Origin of the sequence: Mycobacterium sp. ACS4331 (assembly GCF_001667265.1) — a bacterium.
Taxonomy (GTDB): Bacteria; Actinomycetota; Actinomycetes; order Mycobacteriales; family Mycobacteriaceae; genus Mycobacterium.
Genome location: NZ_LZHW01000048.1, coordinates 1 through 17,388 on the forward strand (window position 1 = coordinate 1; position 17,388 = coordinate 17,388).

Annotated in this window: 18 protein-coding genes; all 18 read right to left on the reverse strand. The window is 68.0% G+C overall.

The window, feature by feature from the left end; translation table 11 throughout:
- Positions 1 to 116: 116 nt before the first annotated feature.
- The gene (locus tag A5727_RS11495; RefSeq protein WP_068249086.1) at positions 117 to 881 is read right to left on the reverse strand and encodes an enoyl-CoA hydratase; all 765 of its coding nucleotides are present in this window, start codon (positions 879 to 881) and stop codon (positions 117 to 119) included.
- An 18-nt stretch (positions 882 to 899) separates the two neighbouring features.
- On the reverse strand, positions 900 to 1,307 hold the full coding sequence (locus tag A5727_RS11500) for a nitroreductase family deazaflavin-dependent oxidoreductase (protein ID WP_068249088.1): 408 nt from the start codon (positions 1,305 to 1,307) through the stop codon (positions 900 to 902).
- Between the two features lie 35 nt (positions 1,308 to 1,342).
- Positions 1,343 to 2,914, reverse strand: a complete 1,572-nt coding sequence (nuoN, locus tag A5727_RS11505) for an NADH-quinone oxidoreductase subunit NuoN (RefSeq protein WP_068249090.1) — start codon at positions 2,912 to 2,914, stop codon at positions 1,343 to 1,345.
- Entirely contained in the window at positions 2,911 to 4,473 is a 1,563-nt protein-coding gene (locus tag A5727_RS11510) for an NADH-quinone oxidoreductase subunit M (RefSeq protein WP_082949756.1), read from the reverse strand. Before A5727_RS11510 ends, nuoN begins: the two co-directional genes overlap by 4 nt.
- The gene (gene nuoL / locus A5727_RS11515; protein ID WP_068249092.1) at positions 4,467 to 6,344 is read right to left on the reverse strand and encodes an NADH-quinone oxidoreductase subunit L; all 1,878 of its coding nucleotides are present in this window, start codon (positions 6,342 to 6,344) and stop codon (positions 4,467 to 4,469) included. Before nuoL ends, A5727_RS11510 begins: the two co-directional genes overlap by 7 nt.
- Positions 6,344 to 6,643, reverse strand: coding sequence for an NADH-quinone oxidoreductase subunit NuoK (gene nuoK, locus A5727_RS11520; protein WP_068249094.1), 300 nt, complete (start codon positions 6,641 to 6,643; stop codon positions 6,344 to 6,346). The genes nuoL and nuoK overlap by 1 nt, the downstream gene beginning before the upstream one ends.
- The gene (locus tag A5727_RS11525) at positions 6,630 to 7,346 is read right to left on the reverse strand and encodes an NADH-quinone oxidoreductase subunit J (RefSeq protein WP_068249096.1); all 717 of its coding nucleotides are present in this window, start codon (positions 7,344 to 7,346) and stop codon (positions 6,630 to 6,632) included. Before A5727_RS11525 ends, nuoK begins: the two co-directional genes overlap by 14 nt.
- Positions 7,343 to 7,909, reverse strand: coding sequence for an NADH-quinone oxidoreductase subunit NuoI (gene nuoI, locus A5727_RS11530; RefSeq protein ID WP_157521338.1), 567 nt, complete (start codon positions 7,907 to 7,909; stop codon positions 7,343 to 7,345). The genes A5727_RS11525 and nuoI overlap by 4 nt, the downstream gene beginning before the upstream one ends.
- The gene (gene nuoH / locus A5727_RS11535; RefSeq protein WP_502687674.1) at positions 7,851 to 9,170 is read right to left on the reverse strand and encodes an NADH-quinone oxidoreductase subunit NuoH; all 1,320 of its coding nucleotides are present in this window, start codon (positions 9,168 to 9,170) and stop codon (positions 7,851 to 7,853) included. Before nuoH ends, nuoI begins: the two co-directional genes overlap by 59 nt.
- The gene (locus A5727_RS11540; protein WP_068249102.1) at positions 9,074 to 11,431 is read right to left on the reverse strand and encodes an NADH-quinone oxidoreductase subunit G; all 2,358 of its coding nucleotides are present in this window, start codon (positions 11,429 to 11,431) and stop codon (positions 9,074 to 9,076) included. Before A5727_RS11540 ends, nuoH begins: the two co-directional genes overlap by 97 nt.
- Complete coding sequence (gene nuoF, locus A5727_RS11545; protein ID WP_068249104.1) at positions 11,428 to 12,753, reverse strand: NADH-quinone oxidoreductase subunit NuoF; 1,326 nt, start codon at positions 12,751 to 12,753, stop codon at positions 11,428 to 11,430. Before nuoF ends, A5727_RS11540 begins: the two co-directional genes overlap by 4 nt.
- Positions 12,754 to 13,470 (reverse strand): NADH-quinone oxidoreductase subunit NuoE, encoded by a 717-nt coding sequence (gene nuoE, locus A5727_RS11550; RefSeq protein WP_068249106.1) that lies wholly within the window; start codon positions 13,468 to 13,470, stop codon positions 12,754 to 12,756.
- Complete coding sequence (nuoD, locus tag A5727_RS11555; RefSeq protein ID WP_068249108.1) at positions 13,467 to 14,777, reverse strand: NADH dehydrogenase (quinone) subunit D; 1,311 nt, start codon at positions 14,775 to 14,777, stop codon at positions 13,467 to 13,469. The genes nuoE and nuoD overlap by 4 nt, the downstream gene beginning before the upstream one ends.
- On the reverse strand, positions 14,777 to 15,448 hold the full coding sequence (locus tag A5727_RS11560; protein ID WP_068249110.1) for an NADH-quinone oxidoreductase subunit C: 672 nt from the start codon (positions 15,446 to 15,448) through the stop codon (positions 14,777 to 14,779). The genes nuoD and A5727_RS11560 overlap by 1 nt, the downstream gene beginning before the upstream one ends.
- Positions 15,445 to 15,999, reverse strand: a complete 555-nt coding sequence (locus tag A5727_RS11565) for a NuoB/complex I 20 kDa subunit family protein (protein WP_068249112.1) — start codon at positions 15,997 to 15,999, stop codon at positions 15,445 to 15,447. Before A5727_RS11565 ends, A5727_RS11560 begins: the two co-directional genes overlap by 4 nt.
- Positions 16,000 to 16,001: 2 nt before the next feature.
- Entirely contained in the window at positions 16,002 to 16,361 is a 360-nt protein-coding gene (locus A5727_RS11570; RefSeq protein ID WP_068249117.1) for an NADH-quinone oxidoreductase subunit A, read from the reverse strand.
- 169 nt (positions 16,362 to 16,530) lie between these two features.
- On the reverse strand, positions 16,531 to 16,929 hold the full coding sequence (locus A5727_RS11575) for an Rv3143 family two-component system response regulator (RefSeq protein WP_068249121.1): 399 nt from the start codon (positions 16,927 to 16,929) through the stop codon (positions 16,531 to 16,533).
- Positions 16,930 to 17,001: 72 nt separating this feature from the next.
- On the reverse strand, positions 17,002 to 17,388 hold the full coding sequence (locus A5727_RS11580; RefSeq protein ID WP_068249122.1) for a nuclear transport factor 2 family protein: 387 nt from the start codon (positions 17,386 to 17,388) through the stop codon (positions 17,002 to 17,004).

A 17,388-nucleotide genomic window follows, 5' to 3' on the forward strand; every position in this document is an offset into this window, starting at 1 on the left:
GCGTCGGCCCCCACCCGCCCTGAGCGATGGCATTGGGTGCGAACGCGTCCCCGTCGGGCACGAAGTAAGGGGTCATGGTGGCCACTGCGCAGTCCTCCCGAGTGTTATCGAGGCACTTACAGTAACTGACCCCTGTTCCGGGCCATGACGGCCTCCCGTCGTTGTGCGAGATCGCTGGTGTCCAACTGCTGAGCGCCGGAGATGGCCTTCTCGGCGTCCAGTGCGGGCTCGGTGACCCCGGCCCACCCACGCCGATAGATCTCCTTGAGGGCGGCCATGGTGGGCCCCGGCACATCGGCGATCTGAGTGGCCAGCTCCAGGGCTCGGGGGAGGAGCCGATCGTGGGGCACCACTTCGGTCACCAGACCGATGCGCTCGGCGCGCTCGGCGTCGACGACCTCGCCGGTCATCGACAGGCGCCGCGCCATACCGGCACCGACTCGCTGCGGAAGCCGGGCGGTCATGCCCCCACCCGGGAGGATGCCCACGCGGGCATGGGTGTCGGCGAACGCCGCTCGCTCGGAGGCGATCAGGAAGTCACAGGCCAGCGCCATCTCCAGGCCCCCAGTGAAGACCGGGCCGTTGACCGCGCCGATGATCGGGGTGGCCATCTCGGCGGGCTTGGCGATGCAGTTGTGCGATGCGAACTTCGCGAAGTACTCCCGTCCGAACTGCTGGGCCTCCTTGAGGTCGACGCCCGCGCAGAACGCGGGGTCGGTGCCGGTGAGGACCACCGCCCGCACCCCGGTGGCCTCGTCGGCGGCCGACATCGCGGCGAAGAGTTCCTCGATCAGAGTGCCGTTGAGCGCGTTTCGGGCCTGCGGGCGATTCAGCGTGAGCACGCGCACGGCGTCGTGATCGGTGATGAGGACGTCAGCCATGCATCGACGCTAGCGTAGTCAGATCCGCTGCAACTCGATGACCGGGATGACGCGGTCGGTCTTGGCTTCGTACTCACCGAATCCCGGTGTCTGAGCGACGATTCGGGGGTAGACGGCATCGCGCTCGGCGCGCGGGAGTTCGCTGGCCCGCACGTCGTAGTCCTCGGTGCCGATCTCAATGTGCGCCTGCGGGTTGGCGCGCAGGTTGTGCAGCCACGCCGGGTCGACGTCGGCGCCCGCGTAGGACCCGACGATGAGCAGGCGTCCGTCGAACTCGAACGCCATCACGGGGTTGACGCGCTCCTTCCCGGACTTGGCGCCGGTGGTGTGCAGCAGCAGCAGTGTCGAGCCTTCGAACGGCCCGCCGACCCTGCCGCCGTTGGCGCGGAACTCGTCGATGATCTGCTGGTTCCAGTTGTCGGCCATGAAGAGTCCCTTCGGTTCGTTTCCCCCCGACGACCTCAGCGTACGAACATCGTGGAGCTGTTCGCCAGGTCCAGCAGGGGCTGCGGCAGTGCACCCAATGCCAGGGTGATCGCCGCGGTCAGGGTGACCGTGGCGGTACTGGTCCACCTCGGGCGGATCACCGTCGGGCCGTCGGCGGGCGGGTCGGTGAAGAACATCAACACGATCACCCGGACGTAGAAGTAGGCGGCCACCGCGCTGGCGAGGACGCCGACGACCACCAACGGGATGGCCCCGCCTTCACCCGCGGCCTTGAACACCGCGAACTTGCTGACGAAGCCACTGGTCAACGGTATTCCCGCGAAGGCCAGAAGGAACAGCGAAAACACCGCGCCCACAACCGGAGAGCGTCGGCCCAGGCCGGCCCAGCGAGCCATGTCGGTCTCCTCGGCGCCGGTCCGGTCACGGACCAGGCTCACCACCGCGAAGGCGCCCAGCGTCGAGAATCCGTACGCGAACAGGTAGAACAACGTGCCGGACACGCCGCTGTCGGTGAGCGCGATGACGCCGGTGAGAAGGAACCCGGCGTGCGCGACGGCCGAGTACGCCAACATGCGCTTGACGTCGGTCTGGCGGATCGCGGTGACGGTGCCCACCACCATGGTCAGGATCGCGATCGCCCACAGCGCGGGTCGCCACTCCCCGCGCATCTCGGGCACCGCGACATAGAAGAACCGCAGCATCGCGCCGAATGCGGCCACCTTGGTCGCGGCCGCCATGAACCCGGTGATCGGCGTCGGCGCACCCTGGTAGACGTCGGGGACCCAGGAGTGGAACGGCACCGCACCGACTTTGAACAGCACGCCGACCGCGACCAGCGCGATGCCGAACAGTGCGAGCGTCGAGGGGCCGTCCTCAGCGATCGCCGCGCCGATGCCGCTCAGCGAGAACGTACCGGTCGCTCCGTACAGCAGCGCGACGCCGTACAGGAAGAACGCCGACGAGAACGCGCCGAGGAGAAAGTATTTCAGCGCCGCCTCCTGCGAGAGCAGACGGCGGTGGCGGGCGAGCCCGCACATCAGGTACAGCGGCAGCGACAGCACCTCGAGGGCGACGAACATCGTCAGCAGGTCGTCGGAGGCCGGGAAGAGCAGCAGCCCGCCCACGGCGAACATGGTCAGCGGGAAGACCTCGGTCTGCACGATCCCGGCCCGGGTCGCGAGCTTCTCGGCGACGCTGCCCGCGACCGCCGCGGCCTGAGGGGTGAACGCATCGAGACCGCCCGCGGTCTCCTGTGTTTCGGGTGCGGGCACCCTTCGTTCGGCGATCAGCAGCACGCCCAGGATCGCGATCAGCAGGATGGTGCCCTGCAGGAACAACGCGGGCGCGTCGACCGCGACGGCGCCGGTCACCGCGGTGTCGCCCGGCCCGCCGTGCAGGCCCCGGCTCACGGTGATCACCGCGATCAGGGCCGCGGTCAGGCCCCCGAGGCTCAGCAGCAGTTGCGCACCCAGTCGGCGGCCCCGGGGCAGGAAGGCCTCGGCCAGCACACCGGCCACGGCCACGCCGAACACGATCAGCATGGGTGCCAGTTGGGCGTACTCGACGGACGGCGCCTGCAGTGTCACTTCCCCGGTCCTTCCGCGACGGCCGGCCCGGGGTCGGTCTGGCCGATGGTGGTCAGCGTGTGCTCGACGGCCGGATTGATCACATCCAACGCGGGTTTGGGATAGATCCCCAGCACCAGCAGCAGCGCCACCAGGGGTGCGACCACCGCGAGCTCCCGCCGGTGCAGATCGCGAAGCTTCTCGTTGCCGGGCGTCACCGGCCCGGTCATCATCCGCTGGTACATCCACAGCACGTAGACGGCCGACAGCACCAGTGCGGTGGCGGCGAACACCGCGAGTACCGGGTAGCGCGTGAATGTTCCTATCAGCACAAGGAATTCGCTGATGAACGGCGCCAGACCCGGCAGCGAGAGCGTGGCCAGGCCGGCCACCAGGAAGGTGCCGGCCAGCACCGGGGCCACACTCTGCACCCCGCCGTAGTCGGCGATCATCCGGGTTCCCCTGCGCGACACCAGGAATCCGGCGATGAGGAAGAGCGCGGCCGTCGAGATGCCATGGTTGACCATGTACAGCGTCGACCCGGACTGGCCCTGGCTGGTCATCACGAAAATGCCCAGGATGATGAACCCGAAGTGGGAGATCGACGTGTAGGCGATCAGGCGCATGACATCGGTCTGTCCGATCGCCACGATCGCACCGTAGACGATGCCGATCACCGCGAGCGTGATGATCACGGGACGGAACAGCGTGGCCGAGTCGGGGAACAGCGGCAGGCAGTAGCGCAGCATGCCGAACGTGCCGACCTTGTCGACGACGGCCATCATCAGCACGGCCGTGGCCGGCGTCGATTCGACCGCGGCATCCGGCAGCCACCGGTGGAACGGCCACAGCGGTGCCTTGACGGCGAAGGCGAACATGAAGCCGAGGAACAGCGCGTGCATGATCGCGGGGTTGACCGCGAGCTCACCGTCGGCAACCGCGGTGACGATGGCCCGGAAGTCGAAGGTGCCACCGCCGAGACCGCCCGCGGTCACCACGTACAGGCCGATCACAGCGGCGAGCATCACCAGACCGCCGAAGAGGTTGTACAGCAGGAACTTCACGGCCGCGCGCGACCGGCCCGCGCCCGCGCCGAAGCCTCCGATCAGGAAGTACATCGGGATCAGCATGGCCTCGAAGAACACGTAGAACAGCAGCACGTCCAGGGCGACCAGCGAGATCAGCACCATGCCCTCGACGGCCAGGATCAGCGCGACGTAGGCGTGCGGGGCGCGCCCGGACAGCGCGGTCGCATCGGGCGTGTCGTGCCACCCCGCGATCAGCAGCAGGGGCACCAGGACCGCCGTCAGCACCACCAGTGCCAGCGCGATGCCGTCCAGGCCCAGGATGTATCCGGTGCCGAACGACGGGATCCAGGGATGGTCCTCGATGAACTGATACTGCGCGCCGCCGGTGTCGAAGCGCACGGCCAGCAGCAGTGCCACGGCCAGCACCGCGATGGACACCGCGACAGCGGCGTACTTCGCGATGTGCCGTGCCGCCGCGGGCAGCAGGATGATGACCGCCGCGCCGACCATCGGAATGGCCCACAGCACCGTCAACCAGGGCACGTTCACCACACGCTCACCACCCACATCAGGCCGATGACCAACGCGGCACCGGCGAGCATCGAGAGTGCGTACGAGCGCGCGAATCCGGTCTGCAGGCGCCGCAGTCCGTCGGACGTGCGCCCGACGAGTGCGGCCAGGCCGGTGGAGACGCCTTCGACGCCCCTGTCGTCGACCACGACGAGATCCCGGGTGAGTTGCGCGCCGGGCCGCATGAACACGGCCTCGTTGAGCGCGTCGCCGTACAGGTCCCGCCGAGCGGCCACGGTCAGCGCCGACACCTCCTCGGGCGCCACCTCGGCCACAGCGCGCGTCGCGTACATGCGGTAGGCGACACCGACACCCACGGCGACCACCGACAGGGTGATGACCGTCATGACCCAGACAGGGACGACGTGGTGGGCCTCATGGCTGCCGACCACGGGTTCCAACCAGTGCGCCAGACGACCGCCGAGGGCCAGAAGCGCTCCGGCCCCGATCGACCCGAGGGCCAACACGACCATCGACAGTGTCATGACCGGCGGCGACTCATGCGGGTGGGTGTCCGGCGCCCAGCGCCGCTCGCCGAAGAATGTCATCAGCATGACCCGGGTCATGTAGAAGGCCGTGATGCCGGCACCCAGCAGCGCCGCGCCGCCCAGCAGCCAGCCGCGCAGTCCGCCTGCGGCGAAGGCGGTCTCGATGATGGCGTCCTTGGAGAAGAAGCCGGCGAACGGCGGTACGCCGATGATCGCGAGGTAGCCGAGGCCGAAGGTGACGAACGTGACGGGCATCAGCGACCTCAACCCGCCGTACCGGCGCATGTCGGTCTCGTCGTTCATCCCGTGCATCACCGAACCGGCGCCGAGGAACAGGCCCGCCTTGAAGAAGCCGTGGGTCAGCAGATGCATGATCGCCACCGCATAGCCCGCCGGACCCAGGCCCGCGGCCAGCACCATATAGCCGATCTGGGACATGGTCGAGGCGGCCAGCGCCTTCTTGATGTCGTCCTTCGCGCACCCGATCACCGCGCCGAACAGCAGGGTGATCGCACCCACGATCACGACGCCGGTCTGGGCCGCGGGAGCCAGGTCGAACACCGGACCGGAGCGCACGATGAGGTACACGCCCGCGGTCACCATGGTGGCCGCATGGATGAGCGCCGACACCGGAGTCGGGCCCTCCATGGCGTCCCCGAGCCAGGACTGCAGGGGCACCTGGGCACTCTTTCCGCACGCCGCGAGCAGCAGCAGCAGTCCGATCGCGGTCAACGTGCCGGTCGAGGCCTGCGGGGCCGCACCGAACACGCCTGTGTAGGAGACGGTTCCGAAACCGGCGAACATCACCATGAGCGCCACCGCCAGGCCGATGTCGCCGACACGGTTGACCACGAAGGCCTTCTTGGCCGCGGTCGCCGCGCTGGGCTTGTGCTGCCAGAAACCGATCAGCAGGTACGACGCCAGGCCGACGCCCTCCCACCCGACGTAGAGGCCCAGGTAGTTGTCGGCCAGCACCAGCAGCAGCATCGCCGCCACGAACAGGTTCAGGTAGGCGAAGAACCTTCTGCGCCCGGGATCGTGCGCCATGTAGCCGATCGAGTACAGGTGGATCAGCGCACCCACGCCGGTGATCAGCAGCACGAAGCACACCGACAGCGCATCCATGCGCAGACCGAAGTCCACCTGCAACTGCGCCACCGGCACCCACGAGAACAACCGTTCGTCCACGACCCGGTCCTGCGGTGCGCGTCCCAGCAGATCGGCGAAAAGCACCGCGCCCCAGACGAAGGAGGCGAGCACGGTGGCGCAGCCCAGCAGGTGTCCCCACGCGTTGGTCCGGCGGCCACCGATCAGCAGCACCACGGCGCCGGCAAGGGGCAGCGCGATCAGCGGCAGGATCGTCATCAGTGCCTCAGCAGATGCGCGTCGTCGACGTTGGCCGTCTGGCGGGTGCGGTAGATGGTCATGATGATCGCCAGGCCCACCACCACCTCACACGCGGCGACCACCATGGTGAAGAACGCCACCACCTGACCGTCGAGGTGACCGTGCATCCGGGAGAAGGACACGAACGCGAGGTTGCAGGCGTTGAGCATGAGTTCGACGCACATGAACATCACGATGGCGTTGCGGCGCAGCAGCACTCCGGACGCGCCGATCGTGAACAGCAGTGCCGAGAGATGCAGGTAGTTATCGGGATTCATCCACCCCGCCCTCCTCGAATCCTCGCCGCACCAGGATGCTGCTGACCGACACCGTGGCCTCCGATCCGTCGGGAAGTCGGGCCGGCACATCGACCGCGTTGTGCCGCGCGTACACGCCGGAACTGGTCCAGGTGGTTGGGTGGCCCAGGCCGCGGAAGCGCTCCTGGGACAGTTCGCGCTGAGTCTTGCGGCGCTCGAAGCGTTCTCGGTGCGTCAGCACCATCGCCCCCAGTGCCGCGGTGATCAGCAGGGCGCTGGTGAGTTCGAACGCCCACAGGTACTTGACGAAGATCAACGCCGCCAACCCCTGGACATTGCCGCCGGCGTTGGCCTCTGCCAATCCGGTCCATCCGGTCGTGGAGACGGTCCCGACTCCGGCGATCAGCAGGAGCCCGAAGCCGAGGCCGGCGATGACCGCGGCGATGCGCTGGCCGCGCAGGGTCTCGGTCAACGACTCCGAGGAGTCGACGCCGATCAGCATGAGCACGAACAGGAACAGCATCATCACCGCACCGGTGTAGACGACCACCTGAACGATGCCGAGGAACAGTGCGTCCTGCGCGACGTAGAGGGCCGCGAGGCTGATCATCGTGGTGGCCAGGAAGATCGCCGAGTAGACGGCCTTGGGCGCGGCGACCACACCGACCGCGCCGGCCACCGCGATGGCGGACAGCACCCAGAACGCGACGGCCTCGGCGGTCATCGCGTGACCCCACTGACCCTGCCGAGGTAGTAGTCGTCGTCGGTCGTGCCCTCGGCCATCGCGTGCGGCGGGGGCGTCATTCCCGGCTGCAGGGGGGCCAGCAGTCTGTCCTTGCCGTAGATCAGATCTGACCGGTTGTCGTCGGCCATCTCGTAGTCGTTGGTCATGGTCAGTGCCCGGGTGGGGCAGGCCTCGATGCACAGCCCGCACCCGATGCAGCGCAGATAGTTGATCTGGTAGACCCGGCCGTACCGCTCACCGGGCGAGAAGCGTTCGGATTCGGTGTTGTCCGCGCCTTCGACGTAGATCGCGTCGGCTGGACACGCCCAGGCGCAGAGTTCGCAACCGATGCACTTCTCGAGCCCGTCGGCATACCGATTCAGTTGGTGGCGACCGTGATACCGAGCCTGCGTGGGCTCCTTGTGGTCGGGATACTGCTCGGTGATCGGCTTCTTGAACATCGTCGAGAAGGTCACACCGAAACCTGCGATGGCGTCGAGGAGTCTAGACACGGGCGTTCTCCTTGCTGGGAATCGGTGGGACGGGGAACGCGCCGCCGTCATCGGGCAGGGGCGGCGCCGCCGCCTGGCGCCGGCGCCGTCGGCGGGCATTCCAGACTCCGGCGCCGACGAGAAGGGCCAGTGTGAAGGCGCCGTAGATGACGACGGTCACCCAGGGTTCCGCGCCCGTGGACCGCAGGTTCTTGGCGACGGCGACGGTGAGGATCCAGGCCAGCGACAACGGGATCAGCAGTTTCCACCCGAGGGCCATGAACTGGTCGTACCGCATCCGCGGCAGCGTCGCGCGCAGCCAGAAGTAGAGGAACAGGAACGTCCACACCTTGGCCACGAACCAGATGAGCGGCCACCAGCCGGAATTCGCGCCGTCGATGAGGCTGATCGGCCAGGGCGCGTGCCAGCCGCCCAGGAACATCGTCGCAGCCAGGGCCGAGACCGTGGTCATGTTGATGTACTCGGCGAGCATGAACATCGCGAACTTCAGCGACGAGTATTCGGTGTGGAAGCCTCCGACCAGTTCTCCCTCGGCCTCGGGGAGGTCGAACGGCGCCCGGTTCGTCTCACCGACCATGGCCGTCACGTACACCAGGAACGACGGCAGCAGCAGGAACACGTACCACGTATGGTTCTGGGCGGCAACGATTCCCGAGGTGGACATGGTTCCCGCGTAGAGGAAGACCGCGGCGAACGACAACGCCATCGCGATCTCATAGCTGATCACCTGCGCGCTGGACCGCAGCCCACCGAGGAGGGGATAGGTTGATCCGGATGCCCAGCCGGCCAGGACGATTCCGTACACGCCGATCGAGGTGACCGCGAGCACATAGAGCACGGCCACCGGAAGGTCGGTCAGCTGCAGCGGGGTCTGATGCCCGAACACCGACACCACCGGACCCAGCGGGATCACCGCGAAGGCCATGATGGCCGGGATCACCGCGATGATCGGTGCCAACAGATAGATCGGTTTGTCGACTCCGGCCGGAATGAGGCCCTCTTTGAGGGCGAGCTTGACGCCGTCGGCCAGGGACTGCAGCAGCCCGGCGGGCCCGACCCGGTTGGGGCCGAACCGCATCTGCATGCGGCCCAGAATCTTTCGTTCGATGAGAATCGCGACGAGCACGGTCAACACCAGGAAGCCGAAGATCGCCACGGCTTTGATGAGCGAGAGCCACCACGGGTCATGGCCGAAGATCTGCGGGTCCGGATGGGTCACGCCGCACCTCCGCGCTCGATGCGCACCACCTCGCCGACGCCGACGCCCAGTTGTGCGTACAGCGCGCTGCCGGGGGAGTTCATCGGTACCCACACCACCCGGTCCGGCATCTCGGTGACGATCAGCGGCAGCGTGAGCACGCCGCGCGCGGAGCGTAAGGTGACCAGTTCTGAGTCGTCGACCCCGATCTCGGCCGCGGTGGCCGCCGACAGTCGCGCCTGGGGTGCTCGCGCGGTACCCGCCAGATGTGGTTCACCGTCCTGAAGTCGCCCCGCGTCGAGCAGCAGTCGCCAACTCGCCAGGACGGCTTCACCCGGGCCGGCGGAGACCGGACGGGAGGGATGGTTCGGGTCGGGAGCCGCCGGACCGTTCCACGGCGCCATCGCGCCATCCCGCAGGCCCAGGTCGACGCCGTGTTCGTCGGCCAGGGTCTGCAGCACCCGCGCATCCGGGGCCGCGTTGCTGGGCAGCGCCGCGCCGAACGGTCGACGACGTCCCTCCCAGTTCAGGAATGTTCCCGCCTTCTCGCTGACCGGCGCCACGGGGAACACCACGTCGGCGAGTTCGGTGACGGCGCTGTGCCGCACTTCGAGGCTCACGACGAAGCGTGCCGCGGCCACGGCGGCCCGTGCCGCATCCGGGTCGGGCAGGTCGGTCAGCTCGACGCCGCCGATCAGCAGCGCGTCGAGGTCGCCGGCCATGGCGGCGGCCAGGATCGCGGCGGTGTCCCGGCCGGGGACTGCGGGCAGGTCGGCCACGTTCCAGGCCGCCGCGGTCTCGGCGCGGGCTGTGGCGTCGGTGACGGGCCGCCCGCCGGGCAGCAGATTGGGCAGGCATCCGGCGTCGAGGGCGCCGCGTTCACCGGCGCGCCGCGGGATCCAGGCCAGTCGTGCGCCGGTCCGGTCGGCCAACCGGGCCGCCGCGGACAGTGCACCGGCGCTGGCAGCCAGGCGCTCGCCGACGAGGATGATCGCGGTGGGCGGCAGGTCCGCGCTCAGGGCGTCGAGGGCGTCGGCTTCGCCGCCCGGAGGTGACATCACCAGGTGGGCGTTGAGCTTGGTCAACCCCCGGGTCGCGTATGGTGCGACGGCCGTGACCGCCAGCCCGCTGCGCCGGACCGCCTTGCGCAGCCGCAGGAACACGATGGGTGACTCCTCTTCGGGGTCGAACCCGGCCAGCACCACCGCGGGGGCGTTCTCGAGGTCGGAGTAGGTCACCGTCATGACCCGGCCCGCGACCCGGGCGGCCAGGAATTCGGCCTCCTCGGCCGAATGCGCTCGGGCCCGCATGTCGATGTCGTTGGTGTTCAGCACGATTCGGGCGAACCTGCTGTAGCCGTCGGCATCCTCGGCGGTCACCCGGCCGCCCACCAGCACGCCGGCGCGTCCCGCGGCCGCCGACAGTCTGGCGGCCGTCAGATGCACGGCCTCCGACCACGACGCGGGTCGCAGCGCGCCGTCGGCATCGCGGATCAGCGGCGTGTGGATCCGGTCACGGGTGTCGGCGTAGGTGAAGGCCCAGCGTCCCTTGTCACAGTTCCACTCCTCGTTGACCTCGGGGTCGTCACCGGCCAGACGGCGCAGCACCTTGCCGCGGCGGTGATCGGTGCGTTGCGCACATCCGGAGGCGCAGTGCTCACACACACTGGGCACCGACACCAGGTCGAAGGGGCGGGCTCGGAACCGGTAGGCGGTGCCGGTGAGCGCACCCACCGGGCAGATCTGCACGGTGTTGCCGGAGAAGTAGGAGTCGAACGCCTCACCCGGCGCGATGCCGACCTGTTGCAGCGCACCGCGCTCGAGCAGTTCGATGAACGGGTCGCCGGCGATCTGGTTGGAGAACCGGGTGCACCGGGCGCACAGCACACACCGTTCGCGGTCCAGCAGGACCTGGGCGGAGAGGTTGATGGGTTTGGGGAACGTTCGTTTGACGTCGGTGAAGCGGGTCTCCGCACGACCGTTGGACATCGCCTGGTTCTGCAGCGGGCACTCACCGCCCTTGTCGCACACCGGACAGTCGAGCGGATGGTTGATCAGCAGCAATTCCATCACGCCGCGCTGGGCCTTGTCGGCCGCGGCGCTGCTGTGCTGGGTGCGCACCACCATGTCCGGTGCGACGGCCGTGGTGCAGGACGCCATCGGTTTGCGCTGTCCCTCCACCTCGACCAGGCACTGGCGGCACGCGCCGACGGGGTCGAGCAGCGGATGATCGCAGAACCGGGGAATCTGAATGCCCATCAACTCCGCGGCGCGGATCACCAGAGTCCCCTTGGGGACCGTGATCTCGTGGTCGTCGATGGTCAGGGTGACCAGTTCCACCGGGGGAGCGTCGTGGCTGTGCTCGGCGAGCGTCATGCGCCGACCCCTTCCGGTGTGGCCAGCATCGATGCGTACGGGTCGAACGGGCATCCGACACCGAGGTGGCTCTCGTACTCGTCACGGAACCACCGCAGTGAGCTCATGATCGGGCTGGCCGCACCGTCGCCGAGTGCGCAGAACGACTTGCCGAAGATCGTGTCGGAGATGTCGAGCAGCTTGTCGAGATCCTCCGCGGTGCCGCGACCGGTTTCGAGTCGCTCATAGATCTGGGCCAGCCAGGAGGTGCCCTCGCGGCAGGGTGTGCACTTGCCGCACGACTCGTGGGCGTAGAACTGGGTCCAGCGCCGGACGGCACGCACCACACACGTCGTGTCGTCGAACACCTGCAGCGCCTTGGTGCCCAGCATCGACCCGACCGAGGCCATGCCCTCGTAGTCCAGCGGCACGTCGAGATGGTCGGCGGTCAGCAGCGGGGTCGACGATCCGCCTGGGGTCCAGAACTTCAGTTCGTGACCCGCGCGCACCCCGCCGGCGTAGGACAGCAGTTCGCGCAGCGTGATCCCCAGGGGCGCCTCGTACTGGCCGGGATTGGTGACGTGGCCCGACAGCGAGTACAGCGTGAACCCGGGTGACTTCTCCGAACCCATCGACTTGAACCAGTCCACACCGCCGAGCACGACGGGTGGCACCGACGCGATGGACTCGACGTTGTTCACCACGGTCGGGCATGCGTACAACCCGGCGACGGCCGGAAACGGCGGACGCAGTCTGGGCTGGCCGCGCCGGCCCTCCAGCGAGTCGAGCAGTGCGGTCTCCTCGCCGCAGATGTAGGCGCCGGCACCGGCATGCACGATCAGGTCCAGGTCGAACCCCGACCCGCCGATGTCGGTGCCGAGGTATCCGGCCTCGTAGGCCTCGGCGACCGCGGTCTGCAGGCGCCGCAGCACGGGCACCACCTCGCCGCGGACGTAGATGAAGGCGTGCCGGGCCCGGATCGCGTACGCGGCGATGATCGCCCCCTCGACCAGGAAATGCGGCGTGGTCAGCATCAGCGGAATGTCTTTGCAGGTGCCCGGTTCGGACTCGTCGGCGTTGATCACCAGGTAGTGCGGTTTGGCGCCCGCACCGGTGTCGTCCTGAGGGATGAAGGACCATTTCGTGCCGGTGGGGAACCCCGCACCGCCGCGGCCGCGCAGGCCGGACTCCTTGATCAGGGCGATGACGTCGTCCGGCGGCATCTGCAGCGCGGTGTGCAGCGCGCGGTATCCGTCATGGTCGAGGTAGGTCTGCAGTGTCCAGGGCTGTTCGGCGTCCCAGAACCGGCTCAGGACCGGTGCCAGCGGTGTCGGCGTGGCCATTCACTCTCCCGTCATGTCGAGGGTCTGGGCCACCCGCAGTCCGGCCAGCGTCGCGGGGCCCGGACCCGCACTGTCGGCGGCGCGCGCGGGGTCGGTGAGACCGGCCAGGGTCCGCGCGGTCTCGGTGAACGGGCACACCACGCCACCGCGGGTGGCCCGGATCGGCTCGCCCGCGGTGATGGCGTCGGCCAGATCCTTTGCGCTGGACGGTGTCTGGTTGTCGAAGAACTCCCAGTTGACCATCACCACGGGTGCGTAGTCGCAGGCCGCGTTGCATTCGATGTGCTCGAGGGTGATCAACTCGTCGGCCGTGGTCTGCCCCGGGTGGATGCCGAGGTGGTTCTCCAGAGCCTCGAGGATCGCGTCACCGCCCATGATCGCGCACAGCGTGTTGGTGCACACGCCCACGAGGTATCTGCCGGTCGGAGTCCGCCGATACATCGAGTAGAAGGTGGCGACGGCGGTGACCTCGGCATCGGTCAACCCCAATTGCGCTGCACAGAACGAGATCCCGGCGGCCGTCAGGCAGCTGTCCTGGGACTGCACCAGGTGCAGCAGCGGAAGCAGCGCCGAGCGTGGGTGCGGGTATCGGGCGATGATCTCGGCGGCGTCGGCCCGCAGGCGTTCGGTCACCTCCGGCGGGTAGGTGAGCGCGCCGCCCACGGGTGGGCCGGGTTCGTCGGGACGCGGGCCCAGGGTCAGGTCGATGACGGTCACCGGTCCACGCCTCCCATCACGGGGTCGATCGAGGCGACCGCGGAGATGACGTCGGCGACCATGCCGCCCTCGCACATCGCGGCCACGGCCTGAAGATTGGTGAACGACGGGTCGCGATAGTGCACGCGGTAGGGTCGCGTTCCGCCGTCGGAGACCATGTGCACGCCAAGCTCGCCGCGCGGTGACTCGACCGCCACGTAGCACTGCCCGGCCGGCACCCGGATGCCCTCGGTCACCAGCTTGAAGTGGTGGATCAGGCCCTCCATCGAGGTGCCCATGATCCTGGCGATGTGCTCGGGACTGTTGCCCAGTCCGTCCGGGCCCAGTTTCAGGTCGGCCGGCCACGCCAGCTTCCTGTCCTCGATCATCACCGGGCCGGGACGCAGTCGCGCAAGGCACTGCTCGACGATCTTGAGCGACTCCTTCATCTCCTCGACGCGGATGACGTAGCGGTCATAGCAGTCGCAGTTCTCCCCGGTGATGACGTCGAAGTCGTAGGTCTCATAGCCGCAGTAGGGTTGCGACTTGCGCAGATCGTGCGGCAGGCCGGTCGAGCGCAGCACCGGTCCGGTGATCCCCAGCGCCATGCATCCGGTCAGATCCAGGAAGCCGACGTCGCGTGTCCGTGCCTTCCAGATGGCGTTCTCGCGCAGCAGATTCTCCAGCTCACCCAACCGGCCGGGCAGCAGGTCCAGGAGCCTGGCCACCCGATCCGCGCCGTCCTCGGGGAGGTCGGCGGCCAATCCGCCGGGCCTGATGAAGGCGTGGTTCATCCGCAGGCCGGTGATGTTCTCGAAGACCGTGAGGATCTCCTCGCGTTCCCGGAACCCGAAGAACATCGCGCTCATCGCGCCCAGTTCCATACCGCCGGTGGCCAGGGCGACCAGATGGCTCGAGATGCGGTTGAGCTCCATGAGCATCACCCGAATCACGCTGGCGCGCTCGGGGATCTGGTCGGTGATGCCGAGCAGCTTCTCCACGGCCAGGCAGTAGGCGGTCTCGTTGAAGAACGGGGACAGATAGTCCATCCGGGTCACGAACGTGACACCCTGGGTCCAGTTGCGGTATTCGAGGTTCTTCTCGATCCCGGTGTGCAGATAGCCGATGCCGCAGCGCGCCTCGATGACGGTCTCACCCTCGATCTCGAGGATCAGGCGCAGCACCCCGTGGGTGGACGGGTGCTGCGGGCCCATGTTGACCACGATGCGGTCACCGGCGCCCGCCTGAGCGGATTCTCGTGCCAGCGTGACGATCTCGTCCCAGTCCTGACCCCCGAGGGTGACTGTGGTCTCATGCGTGTCGGTCATCAGTGGTAGGCCCTCCGCTGGTCCGGGGGCGGTATCTGAGCGCCGTGGTACTCGACGGGCACGCCGCCGAGTGGATAGTCCTTGCGCTGCGGGTGCCCGACCCAGTCGTCCGGCATCTCGATGCGGGTCAGTCCCGGGTGCCCGTCGAAGATGATCCCGAAGAAGTCATAGGTCTCCCGTTCGTGCCAGTCGGTGGTGGGGTACACCGAAAACAGCGACGGCACATGCGGATCGGTGTCCGGGCAGCTCACTTCGAGTTGGATGCGCCGATTGTGGGTGATCGACATGAGCGGATACACGGCGTGAAGTTCGCGTCCGGCGTCGCCCGGATAGTGCACGCCCGACACGCCCGCGCACAGCTCGAAGCGCAGCGCCGGGTCGTCGCGCAGTGCTCGCGCGACCACAGGGAGGTGGTCGCGGTGGATCTCGAGGGTGAGCTGGTCGCGGTGCACCACGACGCGCTCGACGGCCGCGTCGAACTCAGGCCCGAGCACATCGGCCAACCGGTCGACGACCTCATCAAAACACCCGCCGTAGGGCCGGGGCGACCCACCGGGCAGCGCCACCTCGCGGATCAGGCGGCCGTATCCCGAGGTGTCGCCGGTGTCGCGCGCTCCGAACATGCCGCGGCGCACGCCGATCACCTCGGGGTTGTGCGGGTCCTGGGTCATCGCAGCAGCCCCTTCAACTCGATGGTCGTGGGAGCCGACAGCGCGGCCTGTTCGGCGGCCGCGACCACCTCGTCACGGTGCACTCCGAGCGGCATCTCGGCGATCTTGGCGTGCAGCGTCAGAATCGCGTTGAGCAGCATCTCCGGGCGGGGCGGACATCCGGGCAGGTAGATGTCGACGGGGACGATGTGGTCCACGCCCTGCACGATCGCGTAGTTGTTGAACATCCCGCCCGAGGAGGCGCAGACCCCCATCGAGAGCACCCACTTCGGTTCGACCATCTGGTCGTAGACCTGCCGCAGCACCGGCGCCATCTTCTGGCTGACCCGGCCTGCCACGATCATCAGATCGGCCTGCCGTGGAGTGGCGGAGAAGCGCTCCATGCCGAAGCGGGCGATGTCGAAGCGGGGGCCGGCGGTGGCCATCATCTCTATCGCGCAGCAGGCCAGACCGAACGTGGCCGGCCACAGCGACCCCTTGCGCACGAATCCGGCGACCTTCTCCACGGTGGACAGGAGGATCCCGCCGGGCAGCTGTTCTTCGAGTCCCATGTCTAATCCCAGTCCAGTCCGCCGCGACGCCACACGTAGGCGTAGGCCACGAACACGGTTGCCATGAAGAGCCCCATCTCGACCAGCGCGAACGTGCCCAACTGGTCGAAGGACACCGCCCACGGGTAGAGGAAGACGATCTCGATGTCGAAGACGATGAACAGCATCGCGGTCAGATAGAACTTGATCGGGAAGCGGCCGCCGCCCGGCGGCTGCCGGGCCGGTTCGATGCCGCATTCGTAGGCTTCGAGTTTGGCTCGGTTATACCGGCGCGGGCCGATCACCAGCGCGATTCCGACCGATCCCACCGCGAATGCGGCCGCGATGGCTCCCAGGATGAGGATGGGCGTATAGAGCTCCATACCGTACTGCGCTCCTCGCTCGGGCTGTCGATGTGAGCTACAACACAGCCTAGCGATCTTGACGGGGGACTCGCCGCATTTTCGTTACTATCGGCAGTGACGGCGCGTCGAATGGCCGCAGATGGCGAACAGCCAAGGGCCTCAGGGTAATTCGCGTCAGTTCAGGCTGTCAGCTGAGGCTGGGGGAACGCAGCAGACTCACCACGGCCTCGCCGAGTGCAATGGGGTCGATCGGGTGTGGCACGGCCGCCTCCGCGCGTGACCAGCGGGCCAGCCAGGCATCGTCGCGGCGGCCCGTCAGGACCAGGATCGGCGGGCAGTCCTCGATCTCGTCCTTGAGTTGTTTGGCGATGCCCAGTCCGCCTGCCGGGGTGGCCTCGCCGTCCAGGATCGCCAGGTCGACACCGCCCGCGTCCATGTGCTGGATCACCACCGGCGCGGTGGCGACCTCGAGATAGCTCAACTCCGGCAGTTCGGGGTGGATGCGCCTGCCCAGCGCCAGCATGACCTGTTCGCGCGTGCGCGCGTCGTCGCTGTAGACCAGCACACGGACGGGTCTGTCGGTCATGGGGCCGATGCTACGGCGACTCCCGCTGCGCCTGCGTGGTTTTCGGGCAGGCCGCGGGGGTCAGACCCGGGCTCAGAGCAGCGCGGCCATGTCGGCGGGGTCGAAGTACTCGTCGATGCGGCTGATCAGCCCGTTGGCGGCGAGCCTGATCACGATGCACACCCGGAGTGCGATGGTGGCGCCGTCGGTGCCGGTGGCGTGCAGGATGTGCTGCTGGACGAACCCGCCCTCGAAGACCCGCCGGTCCAGCACCTCATAGCGGCGCTGCGAGGTGCGGTTGATGAACCAGGTCAGCACCCGAAGCGCCCGGGCGCGGTCGTTGTCTGCCGCGTCACCGGAGTGCCACACCGCGATGTCCTCGTTGAACAGTTCCTCGATCATGCCGATGTCGGACTGCTCGATGGCATCGAACAGGGTGTCGGCGACGTCGATGATCGCCGGTTCGTCCGTCACAGGCAT